The 14,284-nt window shown below is 69.4% G+C and carries 17 protein-coding genes; 13 read left to right on the top strand and 4 right to left on the bottom strand.

Going from position 1 to position 14,284, the window contains the following annotated elements; genetic code table 11:
* Nucleotides 1–36: 36 nt before the first annotated feature.
* Genes dapE through SACXIDRAFT_RS06610 form a run of 3 tightly spaced genes read left to right on the top strand, consistent with a single transcriptional unit; the run spans nucleotide 37 to nucleotide 2,481 of the window.
* Entirely contained in the window at nucleotides 37–1,113 is a 1,077-nt protein-coding gene (gene dapE, locus SACXIDRAFT_RS06620) for a succinyl-diaminopimelate desuccinylase (protein WP_006237748.1), read from the top strand.
* Nucleotides 1,114–1,129: 16 nt separating this feature from the next.
* Entirely contained in the window at nucleotides 1,130–1,912 is a 783-nt protein-coding gene (locus tag SACXIDRAFT_RS06615) for an LOG family protein (protein ID WP_006237747.1), read from the top strand.
* A complete protein-coding gene (locus tag SACXIDRAFT_RS06610) occupies nucleotides 1,894–2,481 on the top strand; it encodes an LOG family protein (protein WP_006237746.1) in 588 nt (195 codons plus the stop codon). Before SACXIDRAFT_RS06615 ends, SACXIDRAFT_RS06610 begins: the two co-directional genes overlap by 19 nt.
* A 46-nt stretch (nucleotides 2,482–2,527) precedes the next feature.
* Here SACXIDRAFT_RS06610 and SACXIDRAFT_RS06605 read toward each other — a convergent pair whose 3' ends face one another.
* Nucleotides 2,528–3,202, bottom strand: coding sequence for a lysophospholipid acyltransferase family protein (locus SACXIDRAFT_RS06605; protein ID WP_006237745.1), 675 nt, complete (start codon nucleotides 3,200–3,202; stop codon nucleotides 2,528–2,530).
* A gap of 107 nt (nucleotides 3,203–3,309) precedes the next feature.
* Here SACXIDRAFT_RS06605 and SACXIDRAFT_RS06600 point away from each other — a divergent pair, with 107 nt between their 5' ends.
* From SACXIDRAFT_RS06600 to SACXIDRAFT_RS06590, 3 genes are read left to right on the top strand one after another with little or no spacing between them, the layout of a single operon-like run.
* On the top strand, nucleotides 3,310–3,624 hold the full coding sequence (locus SACXIDRAFT_RS06600) for a DivIVA domain-containing protein (protein ID WP_040922509.1): 315 nt from the start codon (nucleotides 3,310–3,312) through the stop codon (nucleotides 3,622–3,624).
* On the top strand, nucleotides 3,617–4,069 hold the full coding sequence (locus SACXIDRAFT_RS06595) for an SRPBCC family protein (RefSeq protein ID WP_006237743.1): 453 nt from the start codon (nucleotides 3,617–3,619) through the stop codon (nucleotides 4,067–4,069). Before SACXIDRAFT_RS06600 ends, SACXIDRAFT_RS06595 begins: the two co-directional genes overlap by 8 nt.
* Nucleotides 4,066–4,638 carry a DNA-3-methyladenine glycosylase I gene (locus SACXIDRAFT_RS06590; RefSeq protein ID WP_006237742.1) on the top strand — a complete coding sequence of 191 codons (573 nt, stop codon included), beginning with the start codon at nucleotides 4,066–4,068 and terminating at the stop codon, nucleotides 4,636–4,638. Before SACXIDRAFT_RS06595 ends, SACXIDRAFT_RS06590 begins: the two co-directional genes overlap by 4 nt.
* 26 nt (nucleotides 4,639–4,664) lie before the next feature.
* Here the strand turns inward: SACXIDRAFT_RS06590 and SACXIDRAFT_RS06585 are convergent, their stop codons facing one another.
* The gene (locus tag SACXIDRAFT_RS06585; RefSeq protein ID WP_006237741.1) at nucleotides 4,665–5,513 is read right to left on the bottom strand and encodes an enoyl-CoA hydratase-related protein; all 849 of its coding nucleotides are present in this window, start codon (nucleotides 5,511–5,513) and stop codon (nucleotides 4,665–4,667) included.
* A gap of 188 nt (nucleotides 5,514–5,701) precedes the next feature.
* Here SACXIDRAFT_RS06585 and SACXIDRAFT_RS22275 point away from each other — a divergent pair, with 188 nt between their 5' ends.
* Both SACXIDRAFT_RS22275 and SACXIDRAFT_RS06580 read left to right on the top strand, forming a co-directional pair.
* A complete protein-coding gene (locus tag SACXIDRAFT_RS22275) occupies nucleotides 5,702–5,869 on the top strand; it encodes a DUF3117 domain-containing protein (RefSeq protein WP_005453727.1) in 168 nt (55 codons plus the stop codon).
* A 69-nt stretch (nucleotides 5,870–5,938) separates the two neighbouring features.
* Entirely contained in the window at nucleotides 5,939–7,450 is a 1,512-nt protein-coding gene (locus SACXIDRAFT_RS06580) for a leucyl aminopeptidase family protein (protein ID WP_006237740.1), read from the top strand.
* Here SACXIDRAFT_RS06580 and SACXIDRAFT_RS06575 read toward each other — a convergent pair.
* On the bottom strand, nucleotides 7,428–8,456 hold the full coding sequence (locus tag SACXIDRAFT_RS06575) for a LysR family transcriptional regulator (protein WP_083840072.1): 1,029 nt from the start codon (nucleotides 8,454–8,456) through the stop codon (nucleotides 7,428–7,430). The genes SACXIDRAFT_RS06580 and SACXIDRAFT_RS06575 overlap by 23 nt on opposite strands.
* A gap of 67 nt (nucleotides 8,457–8,523) precedes the next feature.
* Here SACXIDRAFT_RS06575 and SACXIDRAFT_RS06570 point away from each other — a divergent pair, with 67 nt between their 5' ends.
* The gene (locus SACXIDRAFT_RS06570) at nucleotides 8,524–9,720 is read left to right on the top strand and encodes an MFS transporter (protein ID WP_006237738.1); all 1,197 of its coding nucleotides are present in this window, start codon (nucleotides 8,524–8,526) and stop codon (nucleotides 9,718–9,720) included.
* Nucleotides 9,721–9,819: 99 nt separating this feature from the next.
* On the opposite strand, the gene SACXIDRAFT_RS06565 is transcribed toward SACXIDRAFT_RS06570, so the two are convergent.
* Nucleotides 9,820–10,479 carry an O-methyltransferase gene (locus SACXIDRAFT_RS06565; protein WP_006237737.1) on the bottom strand — a complete coding sequence of 220 codons (660 nt, stop codon included), beginning with the start codon at nucleotides 10,477–10,479 and terminating at the stop codon, nucleotides 9,820–9,822.
* A 324-nt stretch (nucleotides 10,480–10,803) separates the two neighbouring features.
* Between SACXIDRAFT_RS06565 and sigE the strand changes: the two genes are divergently transcribed.
* The 4 genes from sigE to tatB all read left to right on the top strand — a co-directional run bounded on the left by sigE (nucleotide 10,804) and on the right by tatB (nucleotide 14,283).
* Nucleotides 10,804–11,397 carry an RNA polymerase sigma factor SigE gene (gene sigE / locus SACXIDRAFT_RS06560; RefSeq protein WP_006237736.1) on the top strand — a complete coding sequence of 198 codons (594 nt, stop codon included), beginning with the start codon at nucleotides 10,804–10,806 and terminating at the stop codon, nucleotides 11,395–11,397.
* Nucleotides 11,394–12,155 carry a zf-HC2 domain-containing protein gene (locus SACXIDRAFT_RS06555; protein ID WP_006237734.1) on the top strand — a complete coding sequence of 254 codons (762 nt, stop codon included), beginning with the start codon at nucleotides 11,394–11,396 and terminating at the stop codon, nucleotides 12,153–12,155. The genes sigE and SACXIDRAFT_RS06555 overlap by 4 nt, the downstream gene beginning before the upstream one ends.
* Before the next feature lie 122 nt (nucleotides 12,156–12,277).
* Nucleotides 12,278–13,816 carry a S1C family serine protease gene (locus SACXIDRAFT_RS06550; protein ID WP_198284304.1) on the top strand — a complete coding sequence of 513 codons (1,539 nt, stop codon included), beginning with the start codon at nucleotides 12,278–12,280 and terminating at the stop codon, nucleotides 13,814–13,816.
* Nucleotides 13,817–13,863: 47 nt separating this feature from the next.
* On the top strand, nucleotides 13,864–14,283 hold the full coding sequence (tatB, locus tag SACXIDRAFT_RS06545) for a Sec-independent protein translocase protein TatB (RefSeq protein ID WP_006237732.1): 420 nt from the start codon (nucleotides 13,864–13,866) through the stop codon (nucleotides 14,281–14,283).
* Nucleotide 14,284: the final 1 nt, after the last annotated feature.

Below are 14,284 nucleotides of genomic sequence, written 5' to 3'. Positions count from 1 at the left end.
CCCTCCACCGTACGCAGTGGGGGTTACCGTGCCGTCATGCCCTCGCTCGATCTGCGCTGTGACCCCGTCGATCTGACCGCCGCACTCGTGGACATCGCCAGTGTGTCCGGTGAGGAGAGAGCCCTCGCCGACGCCGTGGAGGACGCACTGCGGCGACAGGCTCCCCACCTCGAGGTGGTGCGAAACGGCGACGCGGTGCTGGCGAGGACGAACACGGGCCGTGCGAGGCGGGTGGTGTTCGCGGGGCACCTCGACACCGTTCCCGTCAACGACAACCTGCCCTCGCGCCGCACCGGGTCGGGTGACGACGAGCTGTTGCACGGCCTCGGCAGCGTGGACATGAAGGGCGGGGACGCCGTGTTCCTGCACCTTGCGGCCACCGTGACGCAGCCGAGGCACGACGTCACGTTCGTCTTCTACGACTGCGAGGAGGTGGAGGCGGCACGCAACGGGCTCGGCCGCATCGAGCGGGAGGCGCCCGAGTGGCTGCACGGAGACCTCGCCGTGGTGGGCGAGCCGTCCAACGCCGCCGTGGAGGCGGGCTGCCAGGGCACCCTGCGCGCGGAGATCCACCTCGACGGCGTCAGGGCGCACACGGCGCGGGCGTGGATGGGCACCAACGCCATCCACGCGCTGGCGGAGCCGCTTCGCAGGCTCGCCCGATACGAGGCACGGGTCGTGGACATCGACGGGCTCACCTATCGCGAGGGGCTCCAGGCCGTGCGGGTCTCCGGCGGCGTCGCTGGCAACGTCGTGCCCGACGAGGCCGTGCTCGCCGTGAACCATCGCTTCGCGCCCGACGTCACGCCTGAGCAGGCCGAGGAACATGTGCGGAAGGTTTTCGAAGGCTACGACCTCACGGTCGTGGACTCCTCTCCCGGCGCGCTACCCGGTCTTTCCTCACCCGCGACGGCCGAGCTGGTGCGCGCCGCGGGCGGCAGGGTGGCGGCCAAACTCGGCTGGACCGACGTCGCCCGCTTCGCCGCGCTGGGCATGCCTGCCGTGAATTTCGGGCCTGGCGATCCCACGCTGGCCCACACCCGGCAGGAGCACGTCGCGGCCAAGGAAATCCGCACGGTTGCCGAGGTTCTTCGAACCTTTCTGGCCACGTGACTCTACGCTGATCGCTGTGACCGAGGTGACGCCCGACATCGACAACGCAGACGAGCACCCATCGGAACGGCACCGTGGCCCTGTCGTCCTGCGCAGGAGCAGGCAGTCGGAGGACTCGACCACCGACCAGCGCCTCCTGGACTCGCGCGGTCCCAGCGACTGGGTGCACACCGATCCGTGGCGGGTACTGCGCATCCAGGCCGAGTTCGTCGAGGGCTTCGGCGCGCTGGCCGAGGTTCCGCGCGCGGTGACGGTGTTCGGATCGGCCCGCACGCCCCGCGACCACCCCGAGTACCAGCTCGGCAGGCAGATCGGTGCCGCGCTGGCAGGCGCGGGTTTCGCCGCGATCACCGGTGGTGGCCCCGGCTCGATGGAGGCCGTGAACCGGGGAGCGTCGGAGGCGGGAGGGCTGTCCATCGGACTCGGCATCGAGCTGCCGTTCGAACAGGGCCTCAACCCGTGGGTGGACCTCGGCGTGAACTTCCGCTACTTCTTCGCGCGCAAGACGATGTTCGTGAAGTACGCGCAGGCGTTCATCTGCCTGCCCGGTGGCTTCGGCACGCTCGACGAGCTGTTCGAGGCACTCACACTCGTGCAGACCAAGAAGGTGACGAAGTTCCCTGTCGTGCTGTTCGGCTCGTCGTACTGGGGCGGGCTGTACGACTGGGTGCGCGGCACTGTCTTCGCCGAAGGCAAGATCAACGAACGAGACATGGCGTTGCTGCACGTCACCGACGACGTCGATGACGCGGTCGGTGTGGTGCAGGAGGCATACAAGGCATGGGAGGACACTCACTAGTGAAGCGGCTCTGCGTTTTCTGCGGCTCGTCCTCGGGCAAGGACCCCGCCTACGCGGTCGAGGCCGCCGCGGTGGGGAAGCTGCTCGCCGAACGCGGCATCGGCGTGGTCTACGGCGGTGGCCAGGTCGGGCTGATGGGTGTCGTGGCCGACGCGGCGCTTGAGGCGGGTGGCGAGGTCATCGGTGTGATCCCCAAGCACCTGATGCGCGCCGAGATCGCTCACCACGAGCTCACGAAACTCCACGTCGTCGAGGACATGCACGAGCGGAAGGCCACGATGGCGCGGCTGTCCGACGGATTCGTGGCGCTGCCTGGCGGTGCGGGCACGCTGGAGGAGCTGTTCGAGGTCTGGACGTGGGCGCAGCTCGGCCTGCACGCCAAGCCGGTCGGGCTGCTCGACGTCAGGGGCTACTACACCAAGATGGCCGAGTTCCTCGACCACATGGTGACCGAGGGTTTCCTCGGTGAGAGCAGCCGTGATCTCGTGATCGTCAACGACGACGCCGAGGCGCTGCTCGACGCCTTCTCCCGGCACACCTACACGCCGATCGACAAGTGGGCGAGCTGACCGGCGCATCGCAGACGGCACCGCCGGTTCACGCGGCTCACGCCGCTCATGCCGCTTCGGACGCGGGGCGTTCGTGGTAGCGGTCCACGTATTCGAGGCCCGATAACTCCATGATCGAGTACATGATCTCGTCGGTCACGGCCCGTCGGATCGCGGGCGACGAGCCGAGTCCGGCGTAGCGGGAGAAGTCGAGCGGTTCGCCGAAGCGCACCCGGACCTTGGCGAACCGGGGGATCTTCCTGCCCACCGGCAGCAGCCGCTCCGTGCCACTCAGGGCCACGGGCACCACCGTGGCCCCTGTTTCGAGCGCGAGACTGCCGACGCCGGTGTGTCCCCTGTGCAGCCTGCCGTCGAGTGAACGGGTGCCTTCCGGATAGATCGCGAAGGTCTCGCCCGCTTCGAGCACCTCACGTGCCGCGTCGAGCGCGGCGAGTCCGGCCATGGCGTTGCCGCGCTCGACGGGCACGTAGCCGAGCGCGGAGAGGAACGAGGCGAGGGCCCGGCCGCGTAGGCCTTTTCCCGTGAAGTACTCCGCCTTGCCGAGGAAGCGCACTGGCCGGGGCGAGACGAGGGAGAGCACGGCCGTGTCGATCGCGGACCTGTGGTTGGGCGCGAACAACACCGGTCCGGATGACGGCACGTTCTCAGCGCCCTCGACGTCGGGGCGGTAGACGAGCCTGGCCAGCGGCGCGAGCGTACCCCTGATCAGCAGTGGTAACACGGTCCCTCCCGGTGTCGGTCGCCGTCCAGGATCGCACGGCGGAGCCCCCGGCCCGAGGGTGGCTGGCGAAGCGCACGCGGGCCCGGCGCGTGTGTCACGATCGTGGTGTGACCACCGCCCTGATCTACCTCCTCGTGATGCTGCTGGTGGCGGCCGTGGTGTTCCTGCTGGCCTCGCTCGTGTTCGGCAGGGGTGAGGAGCTGGCGCCGCTTCCGCCGGGGAGTTCGCCCACGCGCCTTCCCTCGGATGACATCACGAGCGCCGACGTCAACGACGTGAGATTCCAGGTCGTGCTGCGGGGTTACAAGATGTCGGAGGTCGATTGGGTGATGTCGCGGCTCGGCACGGAGATCGACCTGCTGCGCGCCAGGGTGGCCGAGCTGGAGGCTCATCGCGCCGACGCCGAGGTGCATCGTGAGTGACCTCGCGCTGTCGGTGGAGGTCGCGGCACCGGCAGGCACGACCTGGCTCGCCCTCACCGACTGGGAGCGGCAGAGCGAGTGGATCCTCGGCACGACCGTGCGGGTGGTCTCGGGCAACGGGCGCAGTGTCGGTTCGCGGCTCGAGGCGTTCACCGGAGTCGGGGGAGTCGGTGTCACCGATCCCATGGAGATCACGAACTGGGAGCCCCCGGTGCGGTGTACCGTCCGCCACCTTGGCAAGGTGGTGCGGGGTACGGGGACCTTCCACGTGCACGCGAAGGGGCCGACGCGGTGCGTGTTCACATGGGCCGAGGAGTTCACACCGCCGTTCGGCCCTGTGGGGAGGCTGGGGTGGCTACTGGTGAGGCCGGCGTTCGCGGTGGCGCTGAGGCGCTCGATGCGGACGTTCGCGACGTTCGCGGAGAACTACGAGGTGGGCGGGTGAGCCCGGAATTGGTCGGCACCGACGGGCTCGCCCGCTGCGCGTGGGGCAACACGGCTCCCGACTACGCCGCGTATCACGACGACGAGTGGGGTGTGCCTCTCCAGGGGGAGACGGAGCTGTTCGAGCGGCTCTCGCTGGAGGCGTTCCAGTCGGGTCTCTCGTGGCTGACCATCCTCCGCAAGCGCGAGGGTTTCCGCCGCGCCTTCGCAGGCTTCGTTCCTGAGCACGTCGCCACCTTCGGCGATGACGACGTCGCACGGCTGCTCGCCGACACTGCCATCGTGCGCAACAGGGCGAAGATCCTCGCGACGATCGCCAACGCGAGGGCCGTCGCGCGGCTCGACGTGCCACTCGACGAGCTGCTGTGGTCGTTCGCACCCGACCGCGGCACCAGGCCGAGGCCGAGGACGATGGCCGACGTCCCCGCCACCACACCCGAGTCGGTGGCGATGGCGAAAGCACTGAAGAAGCGTGGCTTCTCCTTCGTGGGGCCCACGACTTGTTACGCCATGATGCAGGCGACGGGCATGGTGGACGACCACGTCGCGGGGTGTTTCCGCGCGGGCTGAGCCGCGCGGAAACACCACAGGAGGACCTACTTTCCGGTGAACTTGGGGCGGCGCTTCTCCACGAACGCCTCCACGGCTTCCCGATGGTCGGCCGTGCGGCCCAGTTCGGTCTGCGCCGCGTCCTCCTCGGCCAGCGCCTCGGCGAGCGAGGACGACGCCGCGGCAGCCACCGTGCTCTTGACCTTGGCGTAAGCCCTGGTGGGGCCTGCCGCGAGCTGAGCGGCCACGGCCTGGGCGCGGGCGGCGAGCTCCTCGTCCGGCACCACCTCGCCGACAAGCCCGAGCCGCAGCGCCTCGGCGCTGTCCACCTTGCGGGCGAGCATCATCAACTCGATCGCCCTGCCCTGGCCGATCAGCCGCTGGAGCGTCCACGACGCCCCGGAGTCCGGCCCGAGCCCGACCCCGGCGAACGCCATCACGAAACTCGCCGAGGCCCCTGCGATGCGCAGGTCGGAGGCGTAGGCGAACGCCGCCCCCGCTCCCGCGGCCGAGCCGTTGACGGCGGCGATCACCGGCTTCGGCATGTCCACGATCGTGGTGACGATGGGGTTGTAGTGCTCGGACACGGTCCGCAGCGGCGCGCTGTCGCCGGAGCGCAGCATGCCGACGTGCTCCTTGAGGTCCTGGCCCGCGCAGAACGCCTTGCCCGCACCGGTGAGCACGACCGCCCGTACCTCGTCGTCCTCCGCCGCGTCCCGCAGCGCCGTGAACAGGCGCTCCTTCAACTCCACGGTGAGCGAGTTGTACGCCTTCGGCCGGTTCAGCGTCAGGGTTCGCACGCCGTCGGCGTCGGCGATCAGGAGCACGTCCTCCGCGCTCCTCTCGCTCTCGCCTCCTGCGTTCGTGGTCGTTTGTGTGCTGTGGTGTGCGGTCACCGAATCCTCCGTTGTCGTTCTCGACCCGCGAGTCTGACAGGCTCGCGGCGCGCATACCAGCAGCGATCCCGCGCCGCTAAGATCGGTCCACGTTCGCGGCCGACTCCTCATGGGGGACAATGGTCACGACCCGGTTGCTTTGACGAGCGCGACCCGGGCGCGCTGGTTCGTAACGGAGGGAGCACGCTATGGCGGCCATGAAGCCCCGGACCGGAGATGGTCCCCTCGAAGTGACCAAGGAGGGGCGGGGCCTCGTGATGCGCGTACCACTGGAGGGCGGTGGGCGTCTCGTCGTCGAGCTGACGGCTGAGGAGGCCAAGGACCTCGGTGCGGCCCTTCAGCAGGCCACCAGCTGAATTCCCCTTCCAACCCAGCCTGCGTCGATTCCGATCGACCTGGCCTGATTCGTAGTGCCTGGAGATCGCATGCCGCGTTCGCCGCTTCCGTCAGTCCCCTCGCGGTTGATCGACGTGGAGGTGGCAGGCCGCGCCAAGCGAGGAGCCCCCGAGGCGTTGCTCGTCCCCGAGGGGGCCGTGGCTTCAGCGTCTTCCCTGCCTTCCCTGCCTTCCGGCGTGCCGGCCGAACTGGGTTTCGGCGGTAAGGAAGGGGAGGTCGCTGTCCTGCCCGGCGCCGAAGGCCCCCGGTGGGTCGTCGGACTCGGCAAGGGCGCTCCACGGCACTTCCGTGCGGCGGGCGCCGCGTTCGTGCGCGCCGCACAGTCCTACGCCGACGTCGAGGCCGACTCGGGTGGCCGTCCACCGTTGACCGTGCAGGTGCGGTTTCCCGAGTCGGCCCTCGCCGGTGACTACGCGGCTTTCGCCACCGGAGCCCTCCTCGGCGGCTACCGCTACCGCGTGACCTCGGACGAGAAGCCCGCACGCGTGCGCACCGTCCGGCTGCTGGTTCCCGACGGTTCGGGCGGTGACGTCGGGAACGTCGGCGAGTTCGCGGACGCGGTGTCGCGGGCCCGCGAACTCGGCCGGGCCACCGCACTGGCGCGCGACCTGGCCAACACGCCGTCCAACGTGAAGACACCGGCCTGGCTCTCGAACACGGCCGAGTCGGTCGCGAGGGACGTGCGGGGTCTCACCGTCACCGTGCGCGACGAGAAGTGGCTGGCCGAACACGGATTCGGCGGCATCCTCGCGGTCGGTGGAGGCTCGGCGAACGCGCCACGGCTCATCGAACTGTCGTACCGGCCGGAGGGCGCGACCACTCACCTGCTGCTCGTCGGCAAGGGCATCACGTTCGATTCCGGTGGGCTGTCGCTCAAGCCCGCGGAGGGCATGCACCTCATGCGCACCGACATGTCCGGTGGCGGTGCGGTCATCGCGGCGTTGCGTGCGATCGCCGCGTTGGAACTGCCCGTGCGGGTCACCGGTCTCGTGCCGTCCGCGGAGAATCTCGTCTCCGGCTCCTCCTATCGGCCCGGTGACGTGGTGCGCCACTACGGAGGCCGCACGACGCAGATCGACAACACCGACGCCGAGGGCCGGATCGTGCTCGCCGACGCGCTGGCCTACGGGATCGCCACCTACCGGCCTGACGTCGTGGTCGATGTCGCCACCCTCACGGGCGCGATGAAAGTCGCGCTCGGCCTGCGCACCGGCGGTCTCTTCGCCACCGACGACGACCTCGCCTTGCGCATCGGCGCGGCAGGCGACGAGGTGGGGGAACAGTGGTGGCGCATGCCGCTGTCCAGTGAGCACGCCGACGCCGTTCGCGCCGATGTCGCCGACGTCCGCCAGTGCCCACCCGGTCCCGGCGGTATCACCGCTGCGTTGTTCCTGCGCGAGTTCACGGCCGATGTTCCGTGGGCGCACCTCGACATCGCGGGCCCGGCCCGTGCGGAGGGAACCTACGCCGAGGTGGTGCCCGGTGGTACGGGTTTCGCCGCGAGGACACTCGTGGAGTTCACGGCCTCCTACGCCCGTTGAGCGGCAGGGAGTGAGCTGCCTGGGGCGAATCCGATCGCGTTCGACGTCCTGCGCCGCCGAGCGGCAGCGAGTGATCGCCGCCGAGCGGCAGCGAGTGATCGCCGCTGGTGCGGTTGCGGACGAACTCGCGGAACGCGGCCACGGCGGGTGGCAGCGGCCGGTCAGACGGCCACACCAGGCCGATCTCACGAGTGACGCGCGGGGCGAGCGGGATCTCGACCACCCCTGACGGCGGGTGCGGTTCGAACGCGGGGAGCAGGGCGACACCGAGCCCAGCGGCGACGAGTCCCCGCACCGTGTCCGACTCCTGCCCCTCGAAGGCCACCGTCGGCGTGAACCCGGCCTCGGCACAGAGGTCGTCGGTGATCTGCCGGAGCCCGTAGCCGTGTTCGAGCATCACGAACGCCTCGCTGGAGAGTTCGCTCAGCTCGACGGTGGGTCTCGCGGCGAGCGGGTGGTCCTCCGGCACGGCGACGAACAGTTCCTGATCGGTGACCACCACCGAGTCCAGCGACGGTCCTGCGGGCAGAGGAGCCACCAGCGCGAGGTCGATGTCGCCCGAGGTCAGCCTGTCCACGATGCTCTGCCGGGAACCCTGCACGAGGCTGAACCGGGTTCGCGGGTGACCTGCCCGGAAGTCACGGAGCAGGCCGGGCACGAGGGAACGTCCGAGCAGGTGCAGGAACCCGAGTGCGACGTGCCCTGACTCTGGATCGATCTCCTCCCGCACCCGGCGCACACCCTGTCCGAGGACGCCGATGGCCTGCTCGGCCGCGTCGGCGAGGAGAAGCCCCGCGCGGGTGAGTCGGATTCCCCTGCCGTTCGGGACGGTGAGCGGAGTGCCGAGCGCGTCGCCGAGCGCGGCGAGGCGACGGCTGGCGGTCGGCTGGGGGATGCCCAGTTCGGCGGCGGCTTTCGTGATGTTCGAGGTGAGCTTCACCTCACGCAGCAGTGCTGCTGCCGGGGCCAGTTCAGCGGCCAGCCGCGTGACGTCGCATTCATCCATCATCGTATAGATCGTGGCATATATAGGTATTGGACGCATAGTTTAGCGTCGCTTACCGTCGGTCGGTGTGAATGTGACCGCGAGGGAGCCGCACGTCGAGGTGAGTGGTCGCCGCGTCACGGTGTCGGTGGCCGCGGCCGGGATCTGCTCGTTCTCGCTGCTGTACGCGCCGCAGCCGCTGCTTCCCCAGTTGGCCGCCGAGTTCGGGCTCGACCCGGGAGCGGCGTCACTCGCCGTGTCGGCGGGCACGGGTGGCCTCGCGGCGGCGGTCCTGCCGGTTGCGATCCTGTCCGAACTCGTCGGCAAGCGGCCGGTCATCGTCGCCTCGGTGCTGGCATCGGCCGTGCTGGGACTGCTGCTGCCGTTCGCACCGTCTTTCGACGTCCTGCTCGTGCTCCGAGTGCTCCAGGGGGTGGCCATCGCCGGTTTTCCCGGCGTCGCGGCCGCCTACCTCGCCGAATTACTCGGCCCGGCCGGAGTGGCGGCCGCTGTGGGTGCCATGGTCGCCGGGAACACGGTGGGCGGCATGCTCGGGCGCCTCGCGGCAGGGGGAGTCACCGAGTGGCTCGGGTGGCCGGGTGCGCTCGCCGTCGTGGGCGGAATCGCGCTGCTGTGCGCGGCGGTGGCTGTGGTGACCCTGCCGCGTTCGCCACGGCGAGAGCGGGCGGGGCCGCAGCGTCTCCGCATGCGCACGGTGTTGTCCGGGTTCCTCCTCGGGCTGCGCAGACCCGTCCTGCTGGCTCAGTACGGTGTGGCGCTGCTCGCGATGGGGGCGTTCGTCGCCCTGTACAACGCCGCGACCTTCCGGCTCACCGGTGAGCCGCTCGATCTCAGCCCCGCCATCGCCTCTCTCGTGTTCCTCTGCTACGCCGTGGGCTCAGTGTCCTCGGCGACGGCAGGCAGGCTGGTTGCCCGATTCGGCAGGCTTCGCTGCCTGCTCGCCGCGCTCGCGCTGACGGCCGCCGGAGCGGTGGCGACGGTCGCGGACTCGCTCGTCGTCGTGATCGCGGGATTCGTGGTGTTCACGGGTGGTTTCTTCGCCGCGCACGCCGTCGCCAGCGGGTGGGCGGTCGCTGAGGCGCCGCCGCGGGCCAGAGCGTCGGCGTCCGGGTTGTACACGCTGGCGTACTACGTGGGGAGCAGTGTCGGCGGCACCCTCGGCAGCGTCGTGTTCGGAAACGCGGGCTGGGTGTGGCTGGTCGGCGCGGTCGTGGCGTGGCTGGGATGTGCGGCTGCGGGTGTGGTGGCACTGGCTCGGCGCTGACACCCCTGACACCCCGGAGTTTCAGTTTCACTCCATCGTGTCCGAACGTATGTTCGAAATTCGGGCTACGGTGGAGGCATGAACGAACACAGCATGTTGTCAGGCGTGGGCCGTGGTCATCGCGGCGACAAGCAATCCGTTGCCCATGGGCAGCAGTGTGGGAACGAGGCGGGCGTCCTCCCGAACGGCGCGAGCCACGTCGCGCAGGGCCAGCAGTTCCGGCTCCCTGCGGGTCGGATCGGCGATCTGACCCGCAGCCAGCACATTGTGGAAGGCGATCACCCCGCCCGGACGCAGCAGCTGGACTCCGAGGTCGAAGTAGCCCGGATACTCCACCCGCGCGGCGTCGGCGAATACCAGGTCGTAGCCGCCCGTGGTGAGCCGGGAGAGCACATCGAGGGCCCGTCCCATGATCAATCGTGTTCGCCCGGAGGGATAACCCGCGTCGAGGAACGAGCGCCGTGCGCTGCGGTGGAACTCCGGCTCGATGTCGATCGAGGTCAGCACGCCGTCGGGCGTCATCCCCCGTAACAGGTAGAGGCCGCTGACACCGGCGCCGGTGCCGATCTCGACGACGGCCTTGGCCTGTACCGAGGCCGTCAGGAAACTGAGTGTCGAACCCGTGGCGCACGACACCGGTGGGCAGCCGAGTTGCTCGGCTCGGAGGCGTGCCGTGGCAAGGACGTCGTCCTCGGGGAGGTATGCCTCGATGAATTCGCCGAGATCAACCCAACCGGTGATGTGCGTCTCGGAGTTCACGCGCCAGAGGTTAGCGCGGCACAGTGGGTCGTCATGGCCAGTACAGAGCCTAAGGTGCCGTTCGTCTCGGGAGGATCGGTCCAGGACTGACGGGTGTGGCCGCCGTGACAGCCGACGAGGTGGGCTGCGGGGACCGCGTGAAAAGCGCGTTGCACCTGGTAGCGATGATCCGGGTCGGCCGCTGACCACGATCACGACGTTTCTCAGGGTGCTCTCAGACGAACTTCACTACAACCACAGGAAAGCGGGTAACACTGTGGTGCCAATGGCGGGAACTCCCGTCATAGCCGCCACGTTGGGTGGAGTAGTGAAGGGGACGGGCCGATGGAGGTGCCTCAGCTGCCACACGACAGCACGCAGACCGCTCCGGTTCCGGTCGAGGACGAGGTCACGTGGACACCGCCGACCTGGGAAGAGGTCGTCCGGCAACATGCCGATCGCGTCTACCGGCTCGCTTACCGGCTGACGGGTAACGCCCACGACGCGGAGGACCTCACCCAGGAGACGTTCATCCGGGTGTTCCGGTCGCTCGCGTCTTACAAGCCGGGGACGTTCGAGGGCTGGTTGCATCGCATCACGACCAACCTGTTCCTCGACATGGCGCGTCGTCGCGCTCGCGTCCGTATGGAGGGTTTGCCCGAGGACACCGATCGGATCGTCGGGGACGACCCGAGCCCCGAGCAGGTGTACTCCGACACCCATCTCGACCCCGACCTTCAGGCCGCGCTGGACGAACTCCCGCCGGAGTTCCGGGCCGCGGTCGTGCTCTGCGACGTGGAGGGTCTCTCCTACGAGGAGATCGGTGCGACGCTCGGCGTTAAGCTCGGCACTGTCCGAAGCCGGATCCATCGTGGCCGGCAGGCCCTGAAGTCTTCCCTCGAGCGCCGCCGCGCGCTCAAACAGGAGGCAACGGTATGACGGTTGGCAAGGGATGGGGGATGGCCGAATCCCATCTTCTGCCCGACGCCGTGGTGGCGTTCGTGGACCAGGAGTTGTCGCTCGGCGCGCAGGAACGTGCCGCTTCGCACCTCGCCCGCTGCCCACGCTGTGCGGCCGAGGTCGCCGCACAGCGTGCTGCCAGCGCCGCAGTGCGCCAAGCGCGGACACCCGCCATCTCTGCCGGTTTCCTCGCGAGTCTGTGCGAGATACCGCACACAGTCGAACTGCCACATTCGCCGGACAGCCTGGCCGTGGGGGCTGACGGTCAGGTGATGGCCGTCCAGCGCCCTGATCAGGTCGCCGGGTTGCGCGACAGCCTCCCGCCAGGGGCGCTGGGCACATCGACTCCCCTCGGTACGTCGCCGAACGTGCTGGGCAGCGGCCCCCGGCTGTCCTCCGCCCGGCGGAGAGCCACGCAGGGTGCCGGAGTCGTCGTCTCGGGCCTTGTGCTCAGCGCGCTCGCGCTGGTCGCCACCACCAGCGGAGGAGAGGGGCCTACCGTCGAGGCGGACCCGGAGTCCACGGCGACGCCGCGCACGGACGTCCTGCCCGCCGCGAAAATGGGCAGTCACCCCGCTGCCTACGCGACCGGAGAAGTCAAAAGCACGCCCTCCACACCGTCGGGTACCTCGGCGGCCCTCAGCACGCCCCCCGCGCCTACAGGCGTTCACAGCACAGTGAACACCGGGGTCTCAAGCTCCTCCGGCAGCGCAGCACCGGTCACGACGGGGCCGTAGACCGCTCCGACGGGGTTCCCACGCTGACTTCACCGGCCTGCGGGCAGCATCACTGTGGGAGGCTTGGCGTAGGGTCACACGCCGAGCGATCCCAGTGATCACAGCAGTCCAACCGGGGAAGAATGAGCGAACGAGCGACGCCGAAGCAGGAGGAGTCCGGGCCTCAGGAGCATCGTCTCCGACCCCGCCCGATCACGCGCCCGTCGGTGGACCCGGCATTGGCTGCGACGTTCGGCAGGCCACGAGGCGTGGACGGTTCGTTCGACCTGCTGCACTCACCGGACACGGCACAGCGTTCGCAGCCGCCGAGGCCCGCGCCGCCTCCGCCGTCGCTCGCCGAGGCGTTCGGGCGTCAGCCGGGTGAGGAAGACGTCATCCTGCAACGCCCCGAGGGGCAGCGATCGGGCGAGCGAGACTCCGGCGGCACCTCCGGGCCCGCGGACCCGCTGTGGACTGGTGAGGACGACCCGTGGCGTGATCCGGGCTCACCTGCCGTTCTGGGGCAGCCTGCCGCGCGGGAACCCGGCAAACCCGACGAGACAGTCGGCCGCCCGACAGGGCCGCTGCTGAGCCTTCCCGAGGTGCTGTTCGGCCGTCGCGTCAAACCGACCGCGCTGGCGCTGCTCGGTGTCGTCGCGCTGCTGGTGGGAGCGGCGGGCGGCCTTGTGGGATGGGCCGTCGCCACCGCGGGTGACTCCTTGAGGGGAGAGCTGAACATCACCGAGGCGGAGGCGGCCAAGGAACGGCCTGCCGGCTCGGTCGCCGCGATCGCGCAGAAGGTCGCCCCCGCCGTGGTGTCCATCGAGGTCGAGGCGGGCCAGTCCGGTGGAGTGGGGTCGGGCGTCGTCATCGACGAGGAGGGCTACATCCTCACCAACCACCACGTCGTGTCGCAGGCGTCCCGATCGGAGAACGCGAAGATCACGGTGGTGTTCATCGACGGCACCCGGACTCAGGGACGCATCGTCGGCACGGACCCGAAGACGGACCTCGCCGTCGTGAAGGTCGTTGTGGAGAACCCGGTCGTGATTCAGATCGGCGATTCCGAGGCGCTGGCACCCGGCGACAGCGTGATGGCCATCGGCTCGCCTTTCGGCCTGGAGAACACGGTCACCGAGGGCATCGTGAGTGCGTTGAACCGTCCGGTCACGGCACCTGGGGAGAACGGCGATCCGGCGGTCACCTACGACGCCATCCAGACCGACGCGGCGATCAACCCCGGTAACTCGGGTGGCGCCCTCGTCGATTCCACCGGCGCGCTGGTCGGCATCAACTCGATGATCCGCACCGCGGGAAGCGCGGGCGAGGGCGGGAGCATCGGTCTCGGCTTCGCCATCCCGATCAACGAGGCCATCGAGATCAGCGAGTCGCTCGTGCGTGACGGCGCCGTGAAGCACGCCTCACTCGGAGTCAATGCCGCGTCCGTCTCGGCCAACACGTCACAGGGAGCGCAGGTCCGCAACGTCGCCCAGAATGGTCCTGCCGCGAGGGCGGGCATCGCGGAAGGCGATGTCATCGTCAAGGTCGGTGACCGCAGGGTGCGCAACGCCGCCGAACTCACCGTGGCCGTGCGCAAACACGACATCGGTCAGTCGGTGCCCGTCCAGGTGGTCCGAGATGGACGGCAGCTGACCGTCGATGTCACCTTGGGTTCAGACTGACGAGGTAGGCTTTCACCGCATCGTGGTTCGAGGCGGAGGTTGGTCGCGTGTTCGACAGTATTGGCTGGGGTGAGATCCTGGTTCTGATCGTCGCGGGCCTGTTCATTCTCGGACCGGAGCGACTGCCGGAAGCCGCGGCGTGGCTCGGGCGGACCGTGCGCAAGGTCAGGGATTTCGCCACCGGCGCTCGCCAGCAGCTTCGCGACGAAGTGGGCACGGATTTCGAGGAGTTCCGCAAGCCCATCGAGGACCTGCGGAATCTCCGCAACTTCGATCCGAAACACGCTGTGCGCGAGCACCTGTTCGACGGGGACCCCGACCCGTTGGGCCTCAACAACATCAACGGGGCAGGCCCGGTAAACGGCAACGGCGTCCACGGCGTCCACGGCGCCCCGGCGTCCGCGCCACAGCAGGCCGAACCCCTGAAACCGGGGGAGAAGCCACCTGTGGACCCGGACGCCACCTGAG

Source organism: Saccharomonospora xinjiangensis XJ-54 (assembly GCF_000258175.1).
Taxonomy (GTDB): domain Bacteria; phylum Actinomycetota; class Actinomycetes; order Mycobacteriales; family Pseudonocardiaceae; genus Saccharomonospora; species Saccharomonospora xinjiangensis.
Note: the sequence above shows the minus strand (reverse complement) of the source record. Positions and strands in the feature narration are given on the sequence as shown.

What these genes read in the sequence shown, in the direction of transcription:
- dapE (WP_006237748.1), top strand. Translation starts at nt 37, where the DNA reads ATGCCCTCGCTCGATCTGCGCTGTGACCCCGTCGATCTGACCGCCGCA.
- SACXIDRAFT_RS06610 (WP_006237746.1), top strand. Translation starts at nt 1,894, where the DNA reads ATGGGAGGACACTCACTAGTGAAGCGGCTCTGCGTTTTCTGCGGCTCG.
- SACXIDRAFT_RS22275 (WP_005453727.1), top strand. Translation starts at nt 5,702, where the DNA reads ATGGCGGCCATGAAGCCCCGGACCGGAGATGGTCCCCTCGAAGTGACC.
- SACXIDRAFT_RS06580 (WP_006237740.1), top strand. Translation starts at nt 5,939, where the DNA reads ATGCCGCGTTCGCCGCTTCCGTCAGTCCCCTCGCGGTTGATCGACGTG.
- SACXIDRAFT_RS06575 (WP_083840072.1), bottom strand. Translation starts at nt 8,456, where the DNA reads ATGGATGAATGCGACGTCACGCGGCTGGCCGCTGAACTGGCCCCGGCA.
- sigE (WP_006237736.1), top strand. Translation starts at nt 10,804, where the DNA reads ATGGAGGTGCCTCAGCTGCCACACGACAGCACGCAGACCGCTCCGGTT.
- SACXIDRAFT_RS06555 (WP_006237734.1), top strand. Translation starts at nt 11,394, where the DNA reads ATGACGGTTGGCAAGGGATGGGGGATGGCCGAATCCCATCTTCTGCCC.
- SACXIDRAFT_RS06550 (WP_198284304.1), top strand. Translation starts at nt 12,278, where the DNA reads ATGAGCGAACGAGCGACGCCGAAGCAGGAGGAGTCCGGGCCTCAGGAG.